Genomic DNA, 20,323 nt, shown 5'->3' with positions numbered 1-20,323 from the left:
TAGGCCTGTTTTCGCCAAAACAGGCCTAAAACGGGTTTGCCACGAGCGGGTCTGAATGTGTATCTTGCCTCCATGTCCTCGTCTGAGTTAAAAAAATACGCCATTATTGTGGCCGGTGGGTCTGGTAGCCGCATGCAGGCCGCGCAGCCCAAGCAGTTCCTGCCTATAGGCGGGGAGCCGGTGCTCATGCATACCCTGCGCCGCTTCCATGCCTTTGACCCCACTATGCCCCTGGTATTGGTGCTGCCGCAGGCCGAGGTAAAAACCTGGCAAGGCCTATGCGGTGACTATTCGTTCACCCTTCCGCACCAGGTGGTGGTGGGGGGTACCAGCAGGTTTCAGTCGGTGAAGAATGGGTTGGCTGCGCTAGACCAGGAGCAAGATGGGGTGGTGGCCGTGCATGACGGGGTGCGCCCTTTTGTAGACAACGCCATTTTGCAGGCCGCCTATAACAAGGCTTTCGCGCAGGGCACGGCCGTGGTGGCGGTTTCCTTGAAAGACTCCATTAGACGGGTGCGGGGCGGCAGTTCCAAAGCCGTGGACCGCTCGGCCTACCGGCTGGTGCAGACCCCGCAATGCTTTAGGTTGCCGCTGTTGCGCCGCGCCTATGCCCAACCTGAAAGTCCGCTGTTCACCGATGATGCCTCGGTAGTGGAGCGGTTCGGGCATAAGATCCACCTGGTGGAAGGCAGTTTCAAAAACATCAAACTAACTACCCCTGAGGATCTGCTTCTGGCCGAGGCCTTTCTGCAACAGGAGAAAAACCAGCCATCGGCGGAGCCGCTTAAAAAATAACGCCTTTCCCTGTTTTGGGCCTGTTTTCTGGAAAATGAGCTTAAAACAGGATTTACTTCTACCTAAAGTCCTCTATCATGAAGCCACCCCTCTGCTTCCCTCTGCGCCCGCTTACTGCGCTTTTGCTTCTTGCGTTTCTATGGGCTGCTGCAGGGAAGGCGCAGGGCCAGGGCAAGTATTCCCCGCAGTACAACCAACTCACCGTTCTTGATTCTACGGACATGGTGGTGGCCTCCATTTACTCCGCGTCCAAAATAAGCCTGGGGCTGGGAGAAGAGGTGGGGCTTCTTTTTATCAACACCAGAACCGGGCAATCGGTGAGAGTGGAATTACCGCCCCCGTTTCAGATTGATGCCACGGCGTTAAAAGAGAGTGGAAGGTACCGGAAAGAGCGGCCCGTGATCATCATTGGCGGCGATAAAGCCTGGAACCAGAATGATAAGCTGGACTCCAATGACCTAAGGGCCCTTTTTATCACCACTTCCACGGGTCAGGGTCTGCAGCAGGTTTCCCCCAAAGGTGAGCACCTGGTGCATTGGAAAATGCAGAAAACCACCAACGCGCTTACGTTTATCACCAAGGCAGATTCTAACAGAGACGGCAAGTTTGACGAGAAGGATGTGAACAAGGTGTATGTCTTTCACCTCACGGAGGAAAAGCTGACGCCAGTTAATACCGGTGACCCGCAGGCGACTCGCTGAGGCCCGCGTGGGGTCCGCCGGTTTCTTCCAGGTAACGCTGGTGCGCCAGAACCGTCTCTGGTGAGATTCTTTCCAAGGCGGGATGCGGCTGGGAAAGGTTGAGCAGTAAGCCCTGCAGGGGCATGAGGTTCAGGAGGTCATGGGTAATGCAGAGCACGGTTTTTCCTTCGGTTTCTACCCAATGGGTCATTAAATCAAATACCTTTCTTTTGTGGTAGACATCCAGCTGCTGCGTGGGCTCGTCTAGCAACGCGATGGGCGCGTTCTGGAGCATGAGCTGTGCCAGCCAGACCAATTGCTGCTCGCCCCCAGACAGTTGGGTAAAGGCCCGGTGGCTCAGGTGCGAAATGTGCAGGTGGGCCAGGGTCTCGTCTACGCGGGCGTAGTCTGCCGCGGTATAGTTCTCCAGCAGGCGTTTGTGCCTGAAAAGCCCCATGACCACCAGTTCCCGCACCTCCACCGGAAAGGCCACGTTGTTTTTCTGCGGAAGATAGGAGAGGGAGCGGGACAGTGCGCCTGATTTGGCTGGAAGGGGTTGCCCTTGCACCAGAATCTGGCCGCGGTAGGGCACGTGACCGGTAAGGGTTTTGAGGAACGTAGATTTGCCGCTTCCGTTGTGGCCAATAATGGCAATGAAAGTCGGCTGGGGCACTAAAAAAGAAAGGTTGCGGATAAGTACGCGCTCGTCGTACCCCGCAACCAGTTCTCTTATTTCTAAAACGCCCAAGGGAGTTTATAATTAAGAATTAATAATTAAGAATTAGGAATCACAAATGAGCAATTCTTAATTATTAATTCTTAATTATATTAATATTCGTCCTCGTTGAACATGAAGTCTTCTTTGGTAGGATAATCCGGCCAAACTTCTTCAATGCTCTCGTAGGGCTGCCCATCATCTTCCAGGGCCTGCAGGTTTTCTACCACTTCCATGGGAGCGCCAGAGCGGATAGAATAGTCGATCAGTTCGTCTTTGGTGGCTGGCCAAGGGGCATCTTCCAGGTAAGAGGCAAGTTCTAATGTCCAATACATAGTAATTTCTTTAAAGTAGTATAGCTATACAAATAGTTGCACTTGTTTCAACGGGCTGCAAAAATAGAAAAATGATTGACAAATCAAAGGTTTCTTATTAATACGGGCTGTGGTAACGTTAAAACAGAACGGGTAGGTAGGCAAAATGTTTAGATTCTGCGGGTATTTTTACTGATGCCGGGCGCTGGATTCGCCGTCGCCGGTGTTAAAGAGGTAATTGATACCCAGTTGCACACCTATCACCATGTTCTGGCGCAGCACATAGTAGTCTGGGTCATTGTTGGTTCTTATGTACTCCTTGTCCCTGATGTCTACAAAGTTATAGCTGTAGCGCACGTTGGCGCTCAGGTACAGGTTGTCTGTGAAGCTGTATTCCACCCCGGCGCCCAGGGCAAGGCCCAGGTCATATTTGTTGAAACCACCTATCCCGCTGCCGTCATGCCCGTCATGGTCTGTAGAGGCCAGTAAATAAGTGCCCTGCGGAATGGTGATAGGCTCTTTGTCCCGTAGGTAATTGGCGGTGCGGGTAAAGCGGTTCTCCTCGCGGCCCTCCTGCAGAATGCTTACCTGCGGACCCATCTGGAAGTTGAAGCGCAACGTGCCGGTAGTGGTGTATTTGAAAAGCAGCGGAATGTTCCAGTACACCAGATCCACCTCTTTTTCGCCGGTTTTCTGGTCATCAATGTCATGCAGGTCAAAGGTCTCGCCCTGGTGCGACCGGATGGCCTCTATCTGCAGATTATGATTTTCATTGAACTTGTAACCCAACACCCCGCCTATAGGAGCCCATTTGGTGGTGAAGTTGTGGCGGTAGTTGACGTTCTCGTACTGCTCATCATTAATTACCCACGTGTTCTGGAGCTGGGTGGTGAGCCCCACGTACGGACCTTTAATGTTTTGAGACTGTGCCAGCAGGGGCAAAAAGAGGAGGGGGAGTAAATAGTATTTTTTCATAAAAAAGCCGTTAGTAACTTGGTTTAAGTTACTAACGGCTTACGGAGAACTTAGGCTGATTTGTTGCTTGTTGCCTCAGTCTTTTTACGGAGCAGGTCAATTAATTCGGTCTTGGTCCTGATTTTCCGGTTAAAGTTTTTGATTTTTCCTTCCAGCATGGCCCTGAACGTTTCATTGCCCGGGTTAGGACTCAGGCGGCCCAGGTTGGTTTCCAGCACTTCCAGCTCTTGCTTGTCATACTTAATGAAATCACGCAGGGCGTTGATGCGGGCCTGTACCTGATCATGGTCAGAGTTCTTGCCGTCTGGCAAGGGGCGCTTGCGCATGAAGTGCTCCAGGCTGCTGAGTTCAAATATCTTGTCGCAGGCTACCAGAAAGCTTTCCCAGACAATGTCAGATTCTTCCTGCTTTACCGGACCTACTTTTTTCCAGGCGGCTTGTAGTTCTTTTGCTTTGGGCACGGCCTGCTGCACGGGTTCCTCCAAGAGGGCCTCGGCCTGGGCCACCAGCGATTTTTTCTTTGCCAGGTTGTCTTCTAAGTACTTGTCTTTAGACTCTGTTTTCTGGCTGTTGATGTGTTTTTTGAGGCGCTCAAAGAAATGGTTGTTGGCCGCCCTGAAGCTGTTCCAGAGGTCATTGGACATCTTGCGGGGCAGGGTGCCGCCAATCTCTTTCCACTGGTTCTGCAGGTCTTTGAGTTTCTTGCTGGTCTCTTCCCACTCCTCAGAGTTTTTCACGGACTCAGACTGGGCAATGAGGGCCTTGTATTTGTCTACCGTGCGGGAGAGCATGTCCTTCTTATCCTGGAAGAAGTCTTTCTTGCGCGTGAAGAACACCTCAACGGCGGCCTTGAAACGTTCTTCCAGTTCTTCGGTGAGGGTTTTGTCTACCGGGCCGGTCTTGATCCAGTTCTGGCGAAGCTCCTTCAGTTTGTCGGTGGTTTCCTGCCAGTCAATGCTGTCTGCCAGGGCCTCGGCTTGCTGAATAAGGGTTACTTTGGTGGAGAGGTTCTTGTCGCGGTTCTTGGAAATGGCGTCCTTGATCTCGGCCTCGGCGGCGGAGAGGCGGTGGTGCAGGGCCTCAAAATCGCCTATGGCGTCATATTTTTCTATCTGTTCTTTCAGGTGAAGGACCTTCATCAAAAAAGAACCCTTGTTCTCAGACGTTTCAATCTTCTCTAACAGGGCATTCACCTTCTGCTTGAAGTTCTCAAACCGAAGGGCAAAGTACTGCAATGATTCTTCGGGGACCTCTTTTACGTCACCTACCTGGCGGGCAGGAAAGTGCATAAATGGTTTCAACCACACCTGGTTACCCTCAATGTAGCCGTACTTATGGGCCTCCTCAGACAAATCTTTGGTTTCCATCAAATGGATTATTAACTGAAAATATGAAAGTCTATTTTTTTACAAGTTTATGAATTACCGGCAATTTTCATAACCCGCCCCTGCCAAATTTTACGATATTTGCACCTTCTGGCCCAGAAATCATGCGTTTTGGCGTCTGATTGCATACTGATTTACAGCCCACAAAGTTATGCCTTTGTTTTAGGGCTGTTTTTGGGAAAACAAGCGTAAAACGCTTCGGGGCCAGGTACTTGACCTGAACTTATACCAAACGTTCCTTATGAGCAGCGAAACCATTATCTTCTCCATGGCGGGGGTAAGTAAGATTTACCCTCCGCAAAAGCAGGTTCTCAAAAACATTTATCTTTCTTTTTTCTACGGTGCCAAAATTGGTGTGCTGGGCCTTAACGGCTCTGGTAAATCCTCTTTGTTGAAAGTGATTGCCGGCGTAGACAAACAATACCAGGGCGAGGTGGCGTTCTCGCCGGGTTACTCTGTGGGTTACCTGGAGCAGGAACCGCAGCTGGACCCTACCAAAACCGTGATGGAGATTGTGCAGGAGGGCGCCGCCGAAACCGTGGCCCTTCTGAAGGAATACGAGGAAATCAACGAAGCCTTCGCAGACGAGAACGCAGACTTTGACAAGCTGATGGCCCGCCAGGGCGAGGTGCAGGAGAAACTGGACCACCTGGGCGCCTGGGACCTGGACAGCAAGCTGGAGCGCGCCATGGATGCCCTGCGCACTCCGCCCTCTGAAGCTATAATTGGCAACTTGTCTGGGGGTGAGAAGCGCCGCGTGGCCCTTTGCCGCCTTTTGTTACAAGAGCCAGACGTGCTTTTGCTGGATGAGCCTACCAACCACTTAGACGCTGAGTCTGTGCTGTGGCTGGAGCAACACCTGCAGCAATACAAAGGCACCGTGATAGCCGTTACCCACGACAGGTACTTCCTGGACAAAGTGGCCGGCTGGATTCTGGAGCTGGACCGCGGCGAGGGTATTCCCTGGAAAGGAAATTACACCAGCTGGCTGGAGCAGAAGGCTGAGCGCTTAGCCAAAGAAGAGAAAACCGAGAGCAAGCGCCAGAAAACCCTGCAACGTGAATTGGAATGGGCCCGCATGAGCCCCAAGGCCCGTCAGGCTAAGTCCAAAGCCCGTTTAGGCAACTATGAGAAAATGGCCTCTGAGGACGCCAAAGAGAAAGAACAGAAACTGGAGCTCTTCATCCCAGACGGTCCGCGTTTGGGCAACGTGGTTATTGAAGCCGAAGGGCTCACCAAAGCCTACGGCGATAAACTCCTGTTTGAGAACCTCACCTTCAGCCTGCCGCCGGCGGGTATTGTGGGCATCATCGGCCCGAACGGCGCCGGTAAATCCACGTTGTTTAGGTTGATCACGGGCCGTGAAACGCCCGACGCCGGGACCATCACCGTAGGGCCAACCGTAGAGATTGCCTACGTAGACCAACAGCATGAAAGCCTGGACCCTAATAAATCTGTGTTTGAGACCATCTCGGGTGGTACCGAAATGATGATGCTGGCCGGCCGTCAGGTGAACGCCCGCGCCTACGTGAGCAAGTTCAACTTCTCCGGCGGTGACCAGGAAAAGAAAGTAGGGGTATTGTCTGGGGGAGAGCGCAACCGCGTGCACCTGGCCATGACCTTAAAGCAAGGCGCCAACTTACTGCTCCTGGATGAGCCTACCAACGACCTGGACGTGAACGCGATCCGGGCCTTGGAAGACGCCTTGGAGAACTTCTCGGGCTGCGCCGTGGTCATCTCCCACGACCGCTGGTTCCTGGACCGTATCGCCACCCACATCCTGGCCTTCGAGGGTGATAGCCAAGTAGTGTGGTTTGAAGGAAACTTCTCAGACTACGAGGAAGCCAAGAAGAAACGCCTGGGCGATGTGGAGCCGAAGCGTATTCGCTATAAAAAACTGATGAGCTAATTCTGGTTTGGCTCTGTTTTAGAGAAAACGGCCCGGAAACGAAAGTTTCCGGGCCGTTTTGGTTTTTTGGGGGAGGAATGCATCTCTAGTGGTTAGCTGTAAGAACCGCAGTAATGCTTGTTGGTGAGAACATCAGCAAGGGTGGGAGCCTAGTGTATTACTATATTGTTAGAATGATATATACATATTTCTGATCTTGATAACCATGTTAAGTTGTTATAATTCAGATCGGTAAATGTTAATAAGTCTGGGATAAAGTTTGTATAAATTCGGCTACCCAATTCGATGCCTCCGTTTAATAGTCTCTATATTTGAGAAACCAAAAGATATAGCATGACGTGAAAATGAAAGCTAATGCAAAAGGCACCAAAGAAGCTACTGCTTTTCCGGTGCCTTATGAAAATGGAGGTCCTAAGTGGTTATTGATTGCCGTCTTAGCACTCGGATCTCTTGACAAAATTCTAACCCACCTAGATAGCATTGTAACAAAGCTTCTAGTGTGGTTCAAATAACAAAAGGGTGCCTCATAGGGGCACCTTTTTTAGTTATCTGCCGCAAGTATAACTTATAATCTTGAGATATTCATTCATTATTGATCCTTTTGCAGGCTTAAGGGAGTTCATATAATGAAGTCATGATGGGTGGTTCTCCCTTAAAAAGGCCTCGCCGTTGTTGGTGTTCTCACCAACAACCAAATCTGCGGCTCCTACTCTCAAAATAATGCGGTTAAACTAACCCCGCTCTATGATGCTTGGAATAGCTGCCAGAGAATTTCTATAACAGTACACGCCGGTTTTGCCATTTAACTCTATTCCCAGAATACCTGAATCTCATAACACGTTCTTAGCAAAGAGGGCCAAATGAAAAGAGCCCGGAAACGATGTCGCCGGGCTCTTGCTTTCTTTGGGGAAAAATATTGAATTTTATATTTAATTTATAATTCCCAAAACTGTGGTTTAAAGCAGCAACTTTGGGGTGTTTGGGTGTATTTTATTTGATGATAGTATGATTTCTTCTCTTAATTACAAAAGGGCCAACTAAGTTCAAATCAAAGGATTAAATCTTGTTCAGGGATTAATTACCTGTCAAAACACCCTGAATTTCCCCTTGTTTAATTTTATGTAAAGGAAGGCCTAAATCTTATAGTAAAGAATACCAAGTTGTCGGTATTTTGGCCGCGATTTTGTAACTATTCAATGTTTACTATATTTAGAAGCAGGCGGAGAATCGCAAGTGCTACGGTGCTTTCAGGGAAGAGGAGAATAGGGCTGATTTGCCTCTGTTTTGGCAAAAATGGCCCTAAAACGCCTGGGGCGGTTTTGTCTGTCGGGCTCATTGGGTGCTCCAGGCCAGAAACCCCGGCATGACCCGTTGCGAAGACCAGGGCAGATGTGTAGCTTTAGAGAAGAAAGTAGAAACAAATCAAGCCAGACAGGTCCTGGACTGAGAAAATGCCAGCCCATATACTATCCATACCTTATCACCTATCTCATGAACGCACTTATGAAAATTGCCGGTGTAGTACTCTTAACGGTTCTGGCTTCCTGCACCCAGCAGAAGAAAACAGAGGAAGCCCAGGCCCCGGCGGCGGCGTACTTTGCCCCCACCGAGAAAGGTGTGCAGGACGGTGGGGTGCAGATGGTGCCCGTGCAGACTGCCAAAGGCACGTTCAACGTCTGGACCAAGCGCGTGGGCAACAATCCTAAAATCAAATTGCTGCTATTGAACGGTGGGCCCGGCGCTACGCATGAGTATTTTGAGTGCCTGGAGAATTTCCTGCCCAGTGAAGGCATTGAGTTCATTTACTATGACCAACTAGGCTGCGGCAATTCAGACAACCCCAAAGACACCACCTTCTGGGACCTGCCCCGGTACGTAGAGGAAGTAGAGCAGGTGCGGCAGGCGCTGAACCTGGGACCGGATAATTTCTATCTGCTTGGCCATTCCTGGGGCGGTATCCTGGCCATGGAGTACGCCCTCAAATACCAGCAGAACATGAAAGGCCTGGTGATCTCCAACATGATGGCCAGCGCCATTGACTACGGAAAATATGCCCAGGACGTGCTCTCCAAGCAAATGGACCCCAAAGTGCTGGCGCAGGTAAGAGCCATTGAAGCCAAAAAGGATTTCCAGAACCCCAAATACATGGAGCTGCTCATGCCGCACTTTTACGCCAAGCACGTGCTGCGCCTTCCGCTGGAAGAATGGCCCGAGCCCGTGAACCGCTCCTTCGGGAAGATGAACCTGTCCTTCTACGTGACCATGCAGGGGCCCAGCGAGTTCGGGATCTCTGGCAAGCTGGAGAAATGGGACCGCAAGGCAGACCTGAAAAACCTTTCCGTACCCACCTTGTCTATTGGCGCGCAGCATGACACCATGGACCCTGCCCACATGCGCTGGATGGCCACCCAGGTGCAGAACGGCAGCTACCTCCATTGCCCCAACGGTAGCCACATGGCTTTCTATGATGACCAGCAGACCTACATGAAAGGCCTTATCTCCTTCCTGAAAGGCATTGACCAGGGCCAGAAAGAAGTGACGCTCTAGCCGCCGGCTTGTATATTTGAGCATGAAATACATTTTCTTCGCGCTGCTGCTTGGTCTTTTCTTCTTAGGCAGTTTTGTGGGGCACGCCCAAAGCCCGGTGCCTAAACTGGTCACCTGGCAAGACCTGATGCAGCTGCCCACCCCGGCCAAAGGCGAGAAGATTGCCTACGGCGCAGACTCCCTGCAGTTTGGCGAGCTACGGGTACCGGCGGGCAAGGGACCGTTCCCGGTGGTGGTAGTGATCCATGGCGGGTGCTGGCTGGCCCAGTACAATTACCAGTACATGAACCACCTCAGCGAAGCGCTCGCCAACGCCGGCTATGCTACCTGGAATATTGAGTTCCGCCGCGTGGGCAACCCGGGTGGCGGATGGCCGGGCACGTTTCAAGACGTAGCCCAAGGCGTGGATTACGTGCGGGAATTGGCCAAAAAATACCCGGTGTCTGCCAAGGAAGTGGTGGTGATGGGCCACTCGGCGGGAGGGCATCTGGCGCTGTGGGTGGCGGGCCGTAAAGATCTGCCCCGCTCCAGCGAGGTCTATACCCGCAGTCCGTTAAAAGTAAGGGGCGTGGTTTCCTTGGCCGGAATTCCGGATCTGGCTACCTATAGTGCCGCCAAGGGAAGCTGCAACTCCGCGGTGGAGAAACTGATGGGCGGTTTGCCGACCACCGTTCCCCAGCGCTACCAGCAGGGCTCGCCATCGCCTAAACTGGCCCGCAAGGCTACGGTCAGAATGGTGCAAGGCGCATTGGACCCTATTGTGCCGGTCAGCCAGGCGAATAACTTTACAGAAAAATCTTCGGCCAGAGGCCACGGCATAAAAACAGTGTTGCTGCCCCAGTCGGGTCATTTTGATCTGGTGTCACCGGCCTCTCCGGTATGGCCCACGGTAGCGCAGGCGGTGAAAGAAGCGCTGGGAAAGAAATAGCCGCCTTACCTCTTCTGCCCAGGGCGTTTCAACCTTGGGGTGATTTCCCCTAAGAAAAATATACCCTGAGAGGCATTTGCTGTTTTAGGGCTGTTTTCCTGAAAACGGCCTCAAAACGCCTTTCCGTGTCCAAGAGGAAGTACGAACGAACCTTCTGGTGGGGCTGCGGGCAAGGCCACTGATTCTCATGAAATTAACATCCGTTTTCGGTTTAACTTCGTTTTCTACTTATAGAGGCGGTGTATTTTAAACCGATTGGATATGAATACGTTAGAGCGTTTTTTTAGACCCTTAAACAGGGGGGCGAGGCTATTGGTCCTGCTCCTGTTTGTACTGGCGGGTTGCGCCCCTTCCACCCGGATTACCGGTACTTGGAAGAGCCCACAGGCCACCGCCAAAACCTATAACCGAATCTTGGTGGCAGCCCTTACAGACCACGCCCGGGTACGGCAGACCGTGGAAGAGCACCTGCAGACCTACTTACAGCAACATGGGGTCACCGTCACCAAAAGTATGGATCTGTACCCGCCCACACTCAGGCGGGAAGGAAAGGTCTCTGCAGATGACCTGCTTTCCAAGATCAAGGGAGAGGGGCAGGACGCTATCTTAACGGTAGCGCTGGTGGACACCGAGACTGAAACCCGGTACGTGCCCGGCAACATGGTGTATATGCCCATGACCCGGTTTGCCTGGTACGGTACCTTTAGAGGATACTACACCTATTGGGCCCCCATGATGTATGACCCCGGCTACTATCGTGAGGATAAAGTCTATTACCTGGAGACCAACCTGTATGACGCGGCCACCGAGAAATTGATTTGGTCTGCGCAAACACAGTCCTATAACCCCACCAGTCTGCACCGCGTGGCAGAAAAATACGCCGAGATGACCGTGACCAGAATGCAGCAGGAAGGCCTGGTCAAATAAAAGTGCCTTCTTTTCCTGTGGGCTGTTTTGAGCCTGTTTTCACCAAAAGAGCCCGGAAACGCATGGCGTATCCGGGCTCTTCTTTCATGGGGAATAGGAAGGGTTATTTCTTCTTCGCTTCCAGGTCCAGCTCAATGTTCACGGTCTCTGAGATGAACTTGTCTCCCAGGGTTTTGTCATTGCCGTAGTTCATCTGCCACTGGCGGCGGTCAATGTTAAAGTTGGCTTCGGTCTCCATGTCATTGCCGTTCAGTTCAATGCGGGCCGGAAAGGTAATGTTCTTGGTCACGCCCTTGAGGGTGAAGTTTCCGCTCACGCTGAAGTTGGCGCCGGCTACCAGAGAGGTATCTTTCCCATCTGCTTTGAAGGGTTCCACCTTGGTGATCTCAAACTGGGCGGTGCCAAATTTCTCGGCGTCAAAGAAATCGCCGCTCAGAAGGTGGGGCTTAAGTTTGGTCTGGAACATCTCTTCCTGCTGCTTGAGCTCCAGAGATTTAATGTCAATGACAAACTTGCCGCCGGTAATCTGGTTGTTAGCCACGGCTACCTCTCCTGAAAGGAGCTTGAAAGTGCCCGGGTGGTTTTTGCCTACCCCGTTCCCCGTGAACTGCACCACCGATGAGGTAGTGTCTACCACAAAGGTCTGCCCAGAGGCATCGGCGGCCTGCTGTTTGTCACCAATGGTGGCTTTGTCGCCGGTGGGGGCCTGGTTGCAGGAGGCGAGGGCCGTGCCCAATGCCAATGCCAGGATAATGCTGTGTAATTTCATGATAAGAGGATTAGTAAACCTAAAGAATGTACCTACACCAACTAAGGATAGGTATTCCGCTATATAACGGGATAAAGACAGATAGGTTCAGGCGGAGGGGGCCTAAGCCGGTCAGCCTATTTCTGCCAAAGGCCACCCGTAGTGCCTGGAAGTTAAATATTTCTTAAAAAACGAGCCACCACCCCGTCTGGTACTTAAAAAAGAGCTTATAGGGCCGGAAGGGGAGGCGAGGGGCTTTTACCAGATTAGAAAATATCTTATCATTACCCGGAATTGTACCGCAAAACACCCCTTACACCCCTTTATGAAATCTTTCTACTTTGTCTTAGCCCTGCTGCTTTTTGGTGTGGGATCAACCTCTGTTTTCGCACAGATCCGAAAGGGTGAAGTAAAAGGCAAGCTATGGGACGCCACCCACAAAGAAGTGCTCTCTTATGCCACTATTGCCGTGTACACCGCCCAGGACACCACGCTGGTGACCTTTAGGGTAAGTGACGAAAAGGGGAATTTTAAGGTGCCGGGTCTGGCCCTGGACCAGCCGCTCAGAATTGTGGTGACCATGACCGGGTTCAAAGTTTTCCGGAAAGAATTTGTCTTGACGACCAGTGACCCGGTGCGGGACCTGGGGCAGATTGACATGACCCAGGCAGATAACCTGCTGGGCGAAGTGGTGATTGAGTCAGAGGCGCCCCCAATTGTGGTAAGAAAAGATACCCTGGAGTTCAATGCCAATTCCTTTAAAACCCTGCCTACCGCCTTGCTGGAAGACCTTCTTAAAAAGCTGCCCGGCGTGTCTGTAGACGGGTCTGGCAACATAGCAGTCAACGGAAAGGCGGTGAACAAGATTCTGGTAGACGGGAAGGAGTTCTTCGGGAATGACCCCAAAGTGGCCTCGCGCAACCTGCCCGCCGACATGATTGCCAAGGTGCAGGTAGTCAATGACCCAGATGCCCTGCGGAAAGACCCGGACATGTCTGTGAATGAGATTCCGCAGGTGATCAACCTCAAGCTGAAGAAAGGCATTAAGCAGGGCGCGTTTGGGAAACTGTACGCCGGTAAAGGCAACAATGACCGGTATGAAGGCGGCGGTATTCTCAACATCTTCCGGGACACCACCCAGGTGAGTCTACTGGGCTACTCCAATAACCTCAACCGCCCCGGCTTCGGGTTTGAAGACATCTCGCGTATTGGCGGCTTTAACCGCAGTGGCATGAACATGATCATGATGCGCAGTGACGGCGGCATTGCCGTGAACGGGATCTCCTTTGGCGCCACCGAGGAAGGGATCCAGCAATCCTCAGGGGCGGGGGGTAACTTCAATACCCTGCTCAAGGGCGGCGTGAAACTTAACCTGCAGTACTTCTACGGCGGCATAGACGCAGACCTGAACCAGATAGTGAACTCGGCGCAAAGCCTGGATAAGGATACCATCAACACCCGCCGGGTCTGGGACCAGGGCCGGGAAAGCCGCAACCACAAGATTGGAGGCCGGATAGACTGGAAGATAGACTCGGTGACCAACCTGAGCTTCTCGCCCAGCGTCACGTTGGCCAACAGCTTCGCCGGGATAACCTCCAACATCCGTACCGTGCAGAGCGCCAATGAGCTGTTGAACAGAAGCAGCAATGACCAGCGGGTAAACAACGGCACCAACACCTTCTCCGGTAATCTTTCCTTTGACCGGAGCTCCCGCAGGAAGAAAGGCCGCGTTTTCAATTTCTACGGTACCTATAACTTCAACAACGGAGACCAGGAGCAATACTACCAGGTCTTCAATGAGTTTTACCGGCCGCAGTTTTACACCAGTGAGCTGGACCAGTTGCGCGACAATGAGGTGGCCAACAAATCTGTGAACACGTCCTTCTCCTATACAGAGCCCTTCAGCAAAAGCCTGAGCGCGGTGTTCAGGTACAACGCAGAATACTTTCAGGACAACAACCAGATAGCCACCTACAATGCCGCCACAGAAAGCGGCCAGTATACCCAACTGGTGCCTGGGCTGTCAGATGAGGTGGAAAGAGAGGGAATGCGCCACTACCTTACCAGCAGCATGAAATGGAAAGTGAAGGACCTGACCCTGCAGCCCGGCGTGCGGCTTACCTTGCTGGACATTAACAACACCTTTCAGAAAGTGCAGCCCATCCAGCAGAATTACTTTTATGTGTTCCCGTCATTGAACGTCAACTGGAAACAGTTTTCCATGAGCTATAACGTGAACGTGCGGGAACCATCAGTGGCAGATTTGCAGCCGGTCACCGACCAGTCCAACCCCCTTTTCATTCAGCAGGGAAACCCCAGCCTGTCGCCTACCATCTCCAATAGCGTAAACCTTAATTTCAGGCACACAGACGCCAAGCGGTCTGTCACGTACTGGGCCTACCTTTCGGGTAGCATCAGCCAAGACGCCGTGACCCGCGCCAGAACCCTGGACAGAACTACGGGCGTGCAAACCACGCGCCCCGTCAACACAGACGGCAACTGGGACCTGAACGGCAACGCCAGCGTGAACAGAGACTTTAAGTTTGACGGCAAAAAGCAGTTTAGCCTGGGCATGTCTATGTTCTTTTCTTACGTGCGTACCTTAATCCTGCTCAATAACCTTAGGGGCTACGGCCAGACCTTGAACGTGAACCCACGGCTGGAGGCGCGGGTGAACCTCAATGACAAGTTTGAGTTCAATGAGAGCTTCTCCATAGGTACCCGCAACAGCAGGTATGAAAACGGCTTGTTCCAGAACCTGAGCTATTTTACCCGCAGTTCCAGAACCGGTCTGGTGCTGCGGGTGCCCAAGAAACTGGTGTGGGAGGCTACCTTTGATTACTCCTATAACTCCAACGTGGCGCCGGGCATCCGGAAAGACGTGGGCCGCTTAAATGCCGGGGTCACCTTCCTTTTCATGAAAAACGACCGGGCACAGCTGAAACTGTCCGTCTTTGACCTGCTGGACCAGAACATAAGCACGTACCGCACCATTAGGGAAAACCTCATTGAAGATTACCAGACGGTGGTGCTGCGCCGCTATGGGCTGCTCACCTTCACCTACAACATCCGCAACTTTGGGGGCAAAGTGGGCGGCACCAACTCAATTATCAGATTCTAACGTAAAAGATACCTATCTTAGCCAGGAGTAACCAGACCTGGAAAAGCCTTGCCGGTGCGTTTTGGGCCTGTTTTCAGAAAAACAGGCCCAAAACGCACCGGTTTCTATTGGCCCGGCGGCCAAGTACCTTTTAGTCTGGCCCCGGTTTTCTGCGGATACCTGGTGCGGTAGCTGTTCCTGCGGGCGAGTTTATCGTATACGTTATAATTCCCAATTCAAAGCCCCTCGTTATGCCCTCTACCGCCCAGACCACTCCCACAGAAAATGGCCTTCATCTGTTCCAGGGAGGTGGCGAAATGGGTGCCCTCATGCGGGGCTATAACTGGGAGGAGCACCCCCTGGGTACCCCAGATCACTGGCCCCAAAGCCTGAAAACTAACATCCGGCTGCTCCTCAACTCAGATTTCCCCATGTTCATCTGGTGGTCAAAAGACCTGTACGCGTTCCACAATGACGCCTACCTGCCTGCCCTGGGTGACAAGCACCCGGGGGCGCTGGGCACCTCTGCCCGTACACTCTGGGCCGAAATCTGGAAAGACATTGGCAATGTGGCCGAAGAGATTTTACAGGGCGGCAAGTCTTTCTATGCCGAGGAGCTGAAACTGTTTCTGGAACGCAAAGGCTTCTCTGAGGAAACCTACTGGACCTTTTCCTATAGCCCGGCCTTCAATGACCAGGGCCAGGTGGAGGGTGTTTTCTGCGCCTGCTTTGAGGTCACCAGCACGGTGCTGGGCCAGCGCCGCCTCAAGACCCTGAAAGACATCTCAGATGGCATCTCGCCCTTGAAAACCCTGGAAGAGGCCTGCCATACCGCCTGCCAGATCCTGGCCCAGAACCCCAGTGATATTCCGTTCTGCCAGATTTACCTCCTGAACCTCCTTGAAACCGAGGCCAGGCTATGCGGCGCCGCCGGCGATGAAACCTCAGAGACCGCTCAGTTGGTGCAACTGCAGGAAGATGGCGAACTGGCGCACTGGCCCTTGGTACAGGCGCTGCGCACCAGGCAGGCCGTTATTGCCGAGCAACTGAGCAGTTATTCGCGGTTGCAACCATTGGCTGGGGCGCCAGATCAGGTGAGTAGGGCCGTGGTGCTGCCGCTCTTTAGGCAAGGACAAGACCAACAATTAGGGTTTCTGGTTTCGGGCATCAGTAAAGAGTTGCCCTATGACCAGAATTATCAGAATTTCCATGAGTTGGTAGCCAATCAGATTGCCACCTCCATTGCCGGGGTGCGTGCCCGCGAGGAAGCTGCCCGCCAGCAAGCCGATCTGGTGGATCTGTTTGAACAGGCGCCCGTGGCCGTTTGTATTATGCGGGGCCCCCAATTTATAGTGGAACTAGCCAACCCCGGTATCTGCCGGATCTGGCGCAAGAAGCATGAAGACGTGATAGGTAAACCCATTCTGGAGGCGCTGCCTGAAATCAGTGATCAGGGCATTGTCACCTTACTGGAAAACGTTTACACTACCGGGGTGCCCTATGTGAACAATGAGTTGCCAGTGGTGCTGGAGAATGAAGGAAAGCTGGAGACCGCCTATGTCAGTTTTGTCTACCACCCGTTGCGTAATGCCAATGGCGTGATTACCGGCGTGGTGGCGGTGGCCATTGAGATAAATGAACAGGTAGAGGCTCGCCAGGAAATGGAAGCCATGAACCGTGAGCTGCTGGCCGTCAACGCCGACCTTGACAACTTTGTGTACTCGGCCTCGCATGACCTCAAAGCCCCCATCTCTAACATTGAAGGCCTCCTAAGCACCCTGGTGGAATACCTACCGGAAAAAACCCTGCAGGAAGACGTGGTGCAACGTATTCTGGCACTCATGCAATCTTCGGTGGACCGGTTCAAGCGGGCCGTGTCTGACCTGACAGACGTAGCCAGAATTCAGCGCGAAGACGAGGAGGAGATCTCCTCCATTCACTTGCCCCAGGTAGTAGAGGAGGTAATGCTGGACTTTGAGAACATCATCAGAGACACAAAGGCCCAGGTAGAGCTGGATTTCACACCTAACTCCGTCATCCGGTTCTCGGCTAAAAACGCACGGAGCATTTTCTACAACCTCTTCAGCAACGCCCTTAAGTACCAGGCCCCGGACCGGGTGCCCCAGATCAAGGTTAAAACCGAGGTCACGCCCCAGCAGGTGATCCTAACCGTTTCAGACAACGGCTTGGGGATGAATGAGGCTGACAAAGACAAGATTTTCTACATGTTCAAGCGTCTGCATGACCACGTGGAGGGTACCGGCATTGGCCTTTACATTGTCAAACGGATTGTGGAGAATGCCGGCGGCTACATAGAGGTAGAAACCGCTATAGGGGAAGGCACCACGTTCAAGGTGTACTTTAAGCGCTAAAGACCTTGTAGTTTCCCGCCGTCCATGACCAGAATCTCTGAGCCTTCGGCCAGAAACACAGACCGGGGCACCGCCTGGCCCAGAAACGCGAATTCTGGTCCGTATACCGCCCTGAAATCAACGTTAATGGCATAGTCTTGCACCGGGTATACCTCCCACCGCGGGTGCGCCACCTCATACATGGAAGTAGTGTTTGCGTTGATTCTGGTGTAGCCCCAGAAATGCTCGGTAATGAATTCTTCCTCGCTGCCTACGGTGATAGGGTAGGAGCGTAAGTCGGCGGAAGCGCTTAAAGAATGCCACTCTTTCTGTTTCCAAGCATACTCCACGGTCTGGGAATCTGGCTGCGTTTGCCAGCTATGGCGCATGGGCCGGGTTTCATACTTCTCCCCGTACAGCGTATTGGCCACAAACGTGATGGCTGGTTTAGGCACAATTTCCTTTAAAAAGACCACGCCCCGTTTGTAGACGCCGTTCTCCAGATGCTTCACGTAAAACCGCAGGTTCACCTCCTCAAAGTCTGAATGGAACGGCACGGCAATCCCTTTCACCCGGGTCTTGAGAAACAGAAAACCAATCAGGCTCACGTAGCAGGTGTTGTTCCAGAGGTCCAGCTCCGTGCCGTGCGGCAGGTAGGGCATCAGCACTTGTGGGTCTATCTGGTAGTTGGCCATGAGCAGCTTTCGCCACTCTGCCTTCAAAAATGTCTTTTTCATGCTACTGGAAAGTAAGGGAAGCTAAATAGGGGAACAATGTTTTGATAAAGGGTCTTGGGTCCTGACAACTGACCAATACTTCTGATCCCCGCAGTGATTCTCAATTCTGCGTTTTGAGCCCGTTTTCCGGAAAACGGGCTCAAAACGGCCTTATTCCACGCACAGCTTTACCGCCTCCTCAATGGTGTTGACCTTGAATCGGTAACCGGCTTCCAGCAGGCGGGTGGGTACCACCCAACGGCTTTTCAGGAGCAGCTCTGTTTCTGTGCCCAGCACCAGGGCGCCTATCTCCAGCATCCATTTGGTGGCAGGCAACCCGAAGGGTGCTTTCAGGGCCTGCCGCACGGCGCACATGAAGTGGTGGTTGGGCACCGGCCGCGGGGAAGCCAGGTTGAAAACGCCTTCCAGTTCCTGGTGCGCTATCAGGAAATCAATGCTTTCCACCAGGTCCTGGGCGTGGATCCAGCTGAAGCACTGCAGTCCGTTCCCCTGGCGGCCGCCCAACCCGAAGCGGGCCAGATTCAGGAAGTAGGGCATCACGCCGCCGTCTTTGTCCAGCACAATCGCCATCCGGAGCGCCACTTTCCGGGTACCGGGCGTCTCTTGCCCAAAGAACGTGCTTTCCCAGGCCTGGCATACCTCTACAGAAAAACCTTTGCCCACCTCGCCGGTGCGCTCATCTTGCGGGCGGTCCTGCGCGTGCCGGTAAATGGTGGCGGAGGCGGCGTTGAGCCACACCTTGGGCGGGTGCTTCAGGAGCCGGAGCGCCTGGCCCAAGACCTGCGTGGCATTGACCCGGGAGGAGAGAATGGCCCGTTTGTTCTTTTCATGGTAGCGGCAGTTCACGCTTTTGCCCGTGAGGTTAAGGAGCACATCGGCGTTTTCCAAGTGCTGGGCCCAGGGCCCCAGGGTGGTGGCGTCCCAGTAAACGTGTTGGGCTGCAGTGGGGCCTTTGTCTGGGGTTCTGGTTAGAATGACCACCTCATCGCCTCTGGCGAGGAAGTGGCGGGTGAGCAGCTGCCCGGTAAAGCCGCTGCCACCCGCTAAAATGATTCTGGCCATGACTTTAGACGGCTTTAGGTGCCAACTGGCTGAGGGCGCGGTTCCGGAGCTTGAAGAAAATGATCAGGTTGAGGAAGTGCATAGCGCCCAGGATGAGGATGATCCAGCCCAGTTTCTGGCTGAGTACTTCTACCACCGCCTGCACAGAACCAATGGTGCCCGCCTCTTTTAAGGCCAGGCTCATGTAGCCAACGTTAATGAGGTAGAAGCCCACTACCAGCAGCTTATTGACGGAGTCGGCCAGATGGGTGTTCCCCTGAAAGATGTCCACTAGGAAGATGCGGCCATTGTTGAACAAAACCCGGGCGACCCACATGGTGAGGCCAATGCTGACGGTGAGGTAAACAGCGTAGGTGAGGATAAAGTAATTCATAGTAGTAGGGTTGAAGAGTGAATGATAAATATTGAACCTTCAGTAAAAAATGAAATATATAGGTAAAAAAATTATTTGAACAGTTTGAAGATGGACCCGAAGAACCAGTTTTCCTCTGCCTTCAGCATGGTCTCCAGGGTTTTGTCCACGTTTCCGGCCAGTTTGTTAATGTCTGTGACGGTGGTCTTAAAGGTGTTGAACTCAGGATCCTGGTCATTGCCCTGTACTTCCTGCAATTGGTTCAGGAGCTTCAGGACCGGTTCCAACTCCCGGCGCTTCCGTTCTTTGGCTACCTGGCGGGCAATGGTCCAGACGTCTTTCTCTGCGAAGAAATATTCTTTGCGCTCGCCGCTGCGGTGCTGTTTCTCAATCAGGCCCCAGTTCATGAGGTCCCGCAAGGTCATGTTGGCGTTCCCCCTGGAAATCTGCAGTTGCTTCATCACTTGCTCTGTGGTCAAAGCCTCCGGCGAAATCAACAGCAAGGCATGCACCTGCGCCATGGTGCGGTTGATGCCCCACTCAGACCCTAGTTTTCCCCAGGCCTCAATGAATCGCTGCTTTGCTTCCGGTAACTCCATGGCTCAAAGATAAAAATTGTTTTTAAACTTTCAGTATTTAATGAAAGTTTATTTTTAAGGGATGATATAGAGTGTTTGTGAGGGTATTTATTCTATTGTTTGCTTTTGTTTGCTTTCGCCTGTTGTCCTGCATGATTTGTTCTGCCTATGCTGGCGTGGTGGCGGTAGTCGCCTGAGTCCTTATGCAATATTGTTGCAT

The 20,323-nt window shown here is 52.6% G+C and carries 17 protein-coding genes; 8 read left to right on the top strand and 9 right to left on the bottom strand.

Annotated elements, in window-relative coordinates; genetic code table 11:
• Positions 1-72: 72 nt before the first annotated feature.
• Entirely contained in the window at positions 73-795 is a 723-nt protein-coding gene (locus TH63_RS16115; protein WP_048921850.1) for a 2-C-methyl-D-erythritol 4-phosphate cytidylyltransferase, read from the top strand.
• A 77-nt stretch (positions 796-872) separates the two neighbouring features.
• The gene (locus TH63_RS16110) at positions 873-1,496 is read left to right on the top strand and encodes a hypothetical protein (RefSeq protein WP_048921849.1); all 624 of its coding nucleotides are present in this window, start codon (positions 873-875) and stop codon (positions 1,494-1,496) included.
• On the opposite strand, the gene TH63_RS16105 is transcribed toward TH63_RS16110, so the two are convergent.
• The 4 genes from TH63_RS16105 to TH63_RS16090 form a co-directional block, all read right to left on the bottom strand.
• Entirely contained in the window at positions 1,465-2,223 is a 759-nt protein-coding gene (locus TH63_RS16105; RefSeq protein ID WP_082161760.1) for an ABC transporter ATP-binding protein, read from the bottom strand. The two genes, TH63_RS16110 and TH63_RS16105, sit on opposite strands and share 32 nt — an antisense overlap.
• An 80-nt stretch (positions 2,224-2,303) precedes the next feature.
• The gene (locus TH63_RS16100; protein WP_022821757.1) at positions 2,304-2,525 is read right to left on the bottom strand and encodes a DUF2795 domain-containing protein; all 222 of its coding nucleotides are present in this window, start codon (positions 2,523-2,525) and stop codon (positions 2,304-2,306) included.
• Between the two features lie 168 nt (positions 2,526-2,693).
• On the bottom strand, positions 2,694-3,479 hold the full coding sequence (locus TH63_RS16095) for an outer membrane beta-barrel protein (protein ID WP_048921848.1): 786 nt from the start codon (positions 3,477-3,479) through the stop codon (positions 2,694-2,696).
• Between the two features lie 50 nt (positions 3,480-3,529).
• Positions 3,530-4,846 carry a DUF349 domain-containing protein gene (locus tag TH63_RS16090; protein WP_048921847.1) on the bottom strand — a complete coding sequence of 439 codons (1,317 nt, stop codon included), beginning with the start codon at positions 4,844-4,846 and terminating at the stop codon, positions 3,530-3,532.
• A 259-nt stretch (positions 4,847-5,105) separates the two neighbouring features.
• Between TH63_RS16090 and ettA the strand changes: the two genes are divergently transcribed.
• The 4 genes from ettA to TH63_RS16070 all read left to right on the top strand — a co-directional run bounded on the left by ettA (position 5,106) and on the right by TH63_RS16070 (position 11,175).
• Positions 5,106-6,773, top strand: coding sequence for an energy-dependent translational throttle protein EttA (gene ettA / locus TH63_RS16085; protein ID WP_048921846.1), 1,668 nt, complete (start codon positions 5,106-5,108; stop codon positions 6,771-6,773).
• Positions 6,774-8,264: 1,491 nt separating this feature from the next.
• Positions 8,265-9,320: a proline iminopeptidase-family hydrolase gene (locus TH63_RS16080; protein WP_231583491.1), complete on the top strand. Its 1,056-nt coding sequence runs from the start codon at positions 8,265-8,267 to the stop codon at positions 9,318-9,320.
• 22 nt (positions 9,321-9,342) lie between these two features.
• Positions 9,343-10,248, top strand: a complete 906-nt coding sequence (locus TH63_RS16075) for an alpha/beta hydrolase family protein (RefSeq protein ID WP_053093837.1) — start codon at positions 9,343-9,345, stop codon at positions 10,246-10,248.
• Positions 10,249-10,509: 261 nt separating this feature from the next.
• On the top strand, positions 10,510-11,175 hold the full coding sequence (locus TH63_RS16070) for a hypothetical protein (RefSeq protein WP_053093836.1): 666 nt from the start codon (positions 10,510-10,512) through the stop codon (positions 11,173-11,175).
• A gap of 103 nt (positions 11,176-11,278) precedes the next feature.
• Here TH63_RS16070 and TH63_RS16065 read toward each other — a convergent pair whose 3' ends face one another.
• Positions 11,279-11,944 carry a YceI family protein gene (locus tag TH63_RS16065; RefSeq protein ID WP_048921843.1) on the bottom strand — a complete coding sequence of 222 codons (666 nt, stop codon included), beginning with the start codon at positions 11,942-11,944 and terminating at the stop codon, positions 11,279-11,281.
• Positions 11,945-12,248: 304 nt separating this feature from the next.
• Here TH63_RS16065 and TH63_RS16060 point away from each other — a divergent pair, with 304 nt between their 5' ends.
• Positions 12,249-15,044: an outer membrane beta-barrel protein gene (locus TH63_RS16060; protein ID WP_048921842.1), complete on the top strand. Its 2,796-nt coding sequence runs from the start codon at positions 12,249-12,251 to the stop codon at positions 15,042-15,044.
• 230 nt (positions 15,045-15,274) lie between these two features.
• Positions 15,275-17,395: a sensor histidine kinase gene (locus TH63_RS16055; protein ID WP_231583490.1), complete on the top strand. Its 2,121-nt coding sequence runs from the start codon at positions 15,275-15,277 to the stop codon at positions 17,393-17,395.
• Here the strand turns inward: TH63_RS16055 and TH63_RS16050 are convergent.
• The 4 genes from TH63_RS16050 to TH63_RS16035 all read right to left on the bottom strand — a co-directional run bounded on the left by TH63_RS16050 (position 17,392) and on the right by TH63_RS16035 (position 20,124).
• Positions 17,392-18,111 (bottom strand): YqjF family protein, encoded by a 720-nt coding sequence (locus tag TH63_RS16050; RefSeq protein ID WP_048921841.1) that lies wholly within the window; start codon positions 18,109-18,111, stop codon positions 17,392-17,394. The genes TH63_RS16055 and TH63_RS16050 overlap by 4 nt on opposite strands.
• A gap of 150 nt (positions 18,112-18,261) precedes the next feature.
• On the bottom strand, positions 18,262-19,173 hold the full coding sequence (locus TH63_RS16045) for a TIGR01777 family oxidoreductase (protein ID WP_048921840.1): 912 nt from the start codon (positions 19,171-19,173) through the stop codon (positions 18,262-18,264).
• 4 nt (positions 19,174-19,177) lie between these two features.
• Positions 19,178-19,546, bottom strand: a complete 369-nt coding sequence (locus tag TH63_RS16040; RefSeq protein ID WP_048921839.1) for a hypothetical protein — start codon at positions 19,544-19,546, stop codon at positions 19,178-19,180.
• 71 nt (positions 19,547-19,617) lie between these two features.
• Positions 19,618-20,124, bottom strand: a complete 507-nt coding sequence (locus TH63_RS16035; RefSeq protein ID WP_048921838.1) for a GbsR/MarR family transcriptional regulator — start codon at positions 20,122-20,124, stop codon at positions 19,618-19,620.
• Positions 20,125-20,323 lie beyond the last annotated feature (199 nt).

The sequence above is a fragment of the Rufibacter radiotolerans genome, from assembly GCF_001078055.1.
Classification (GTDB): Bacteria; Bacteroidota; Bacteroidia; order Cytophagales; family Hymenobacteraceae; genus Nibribacter; species Nibribacter radiotolerans.
The sequence above is the reverse complement of the archived record's forward strand: the minus strand, read 5'-3'. Positions and strand labels throughout refer to the sequence as shown.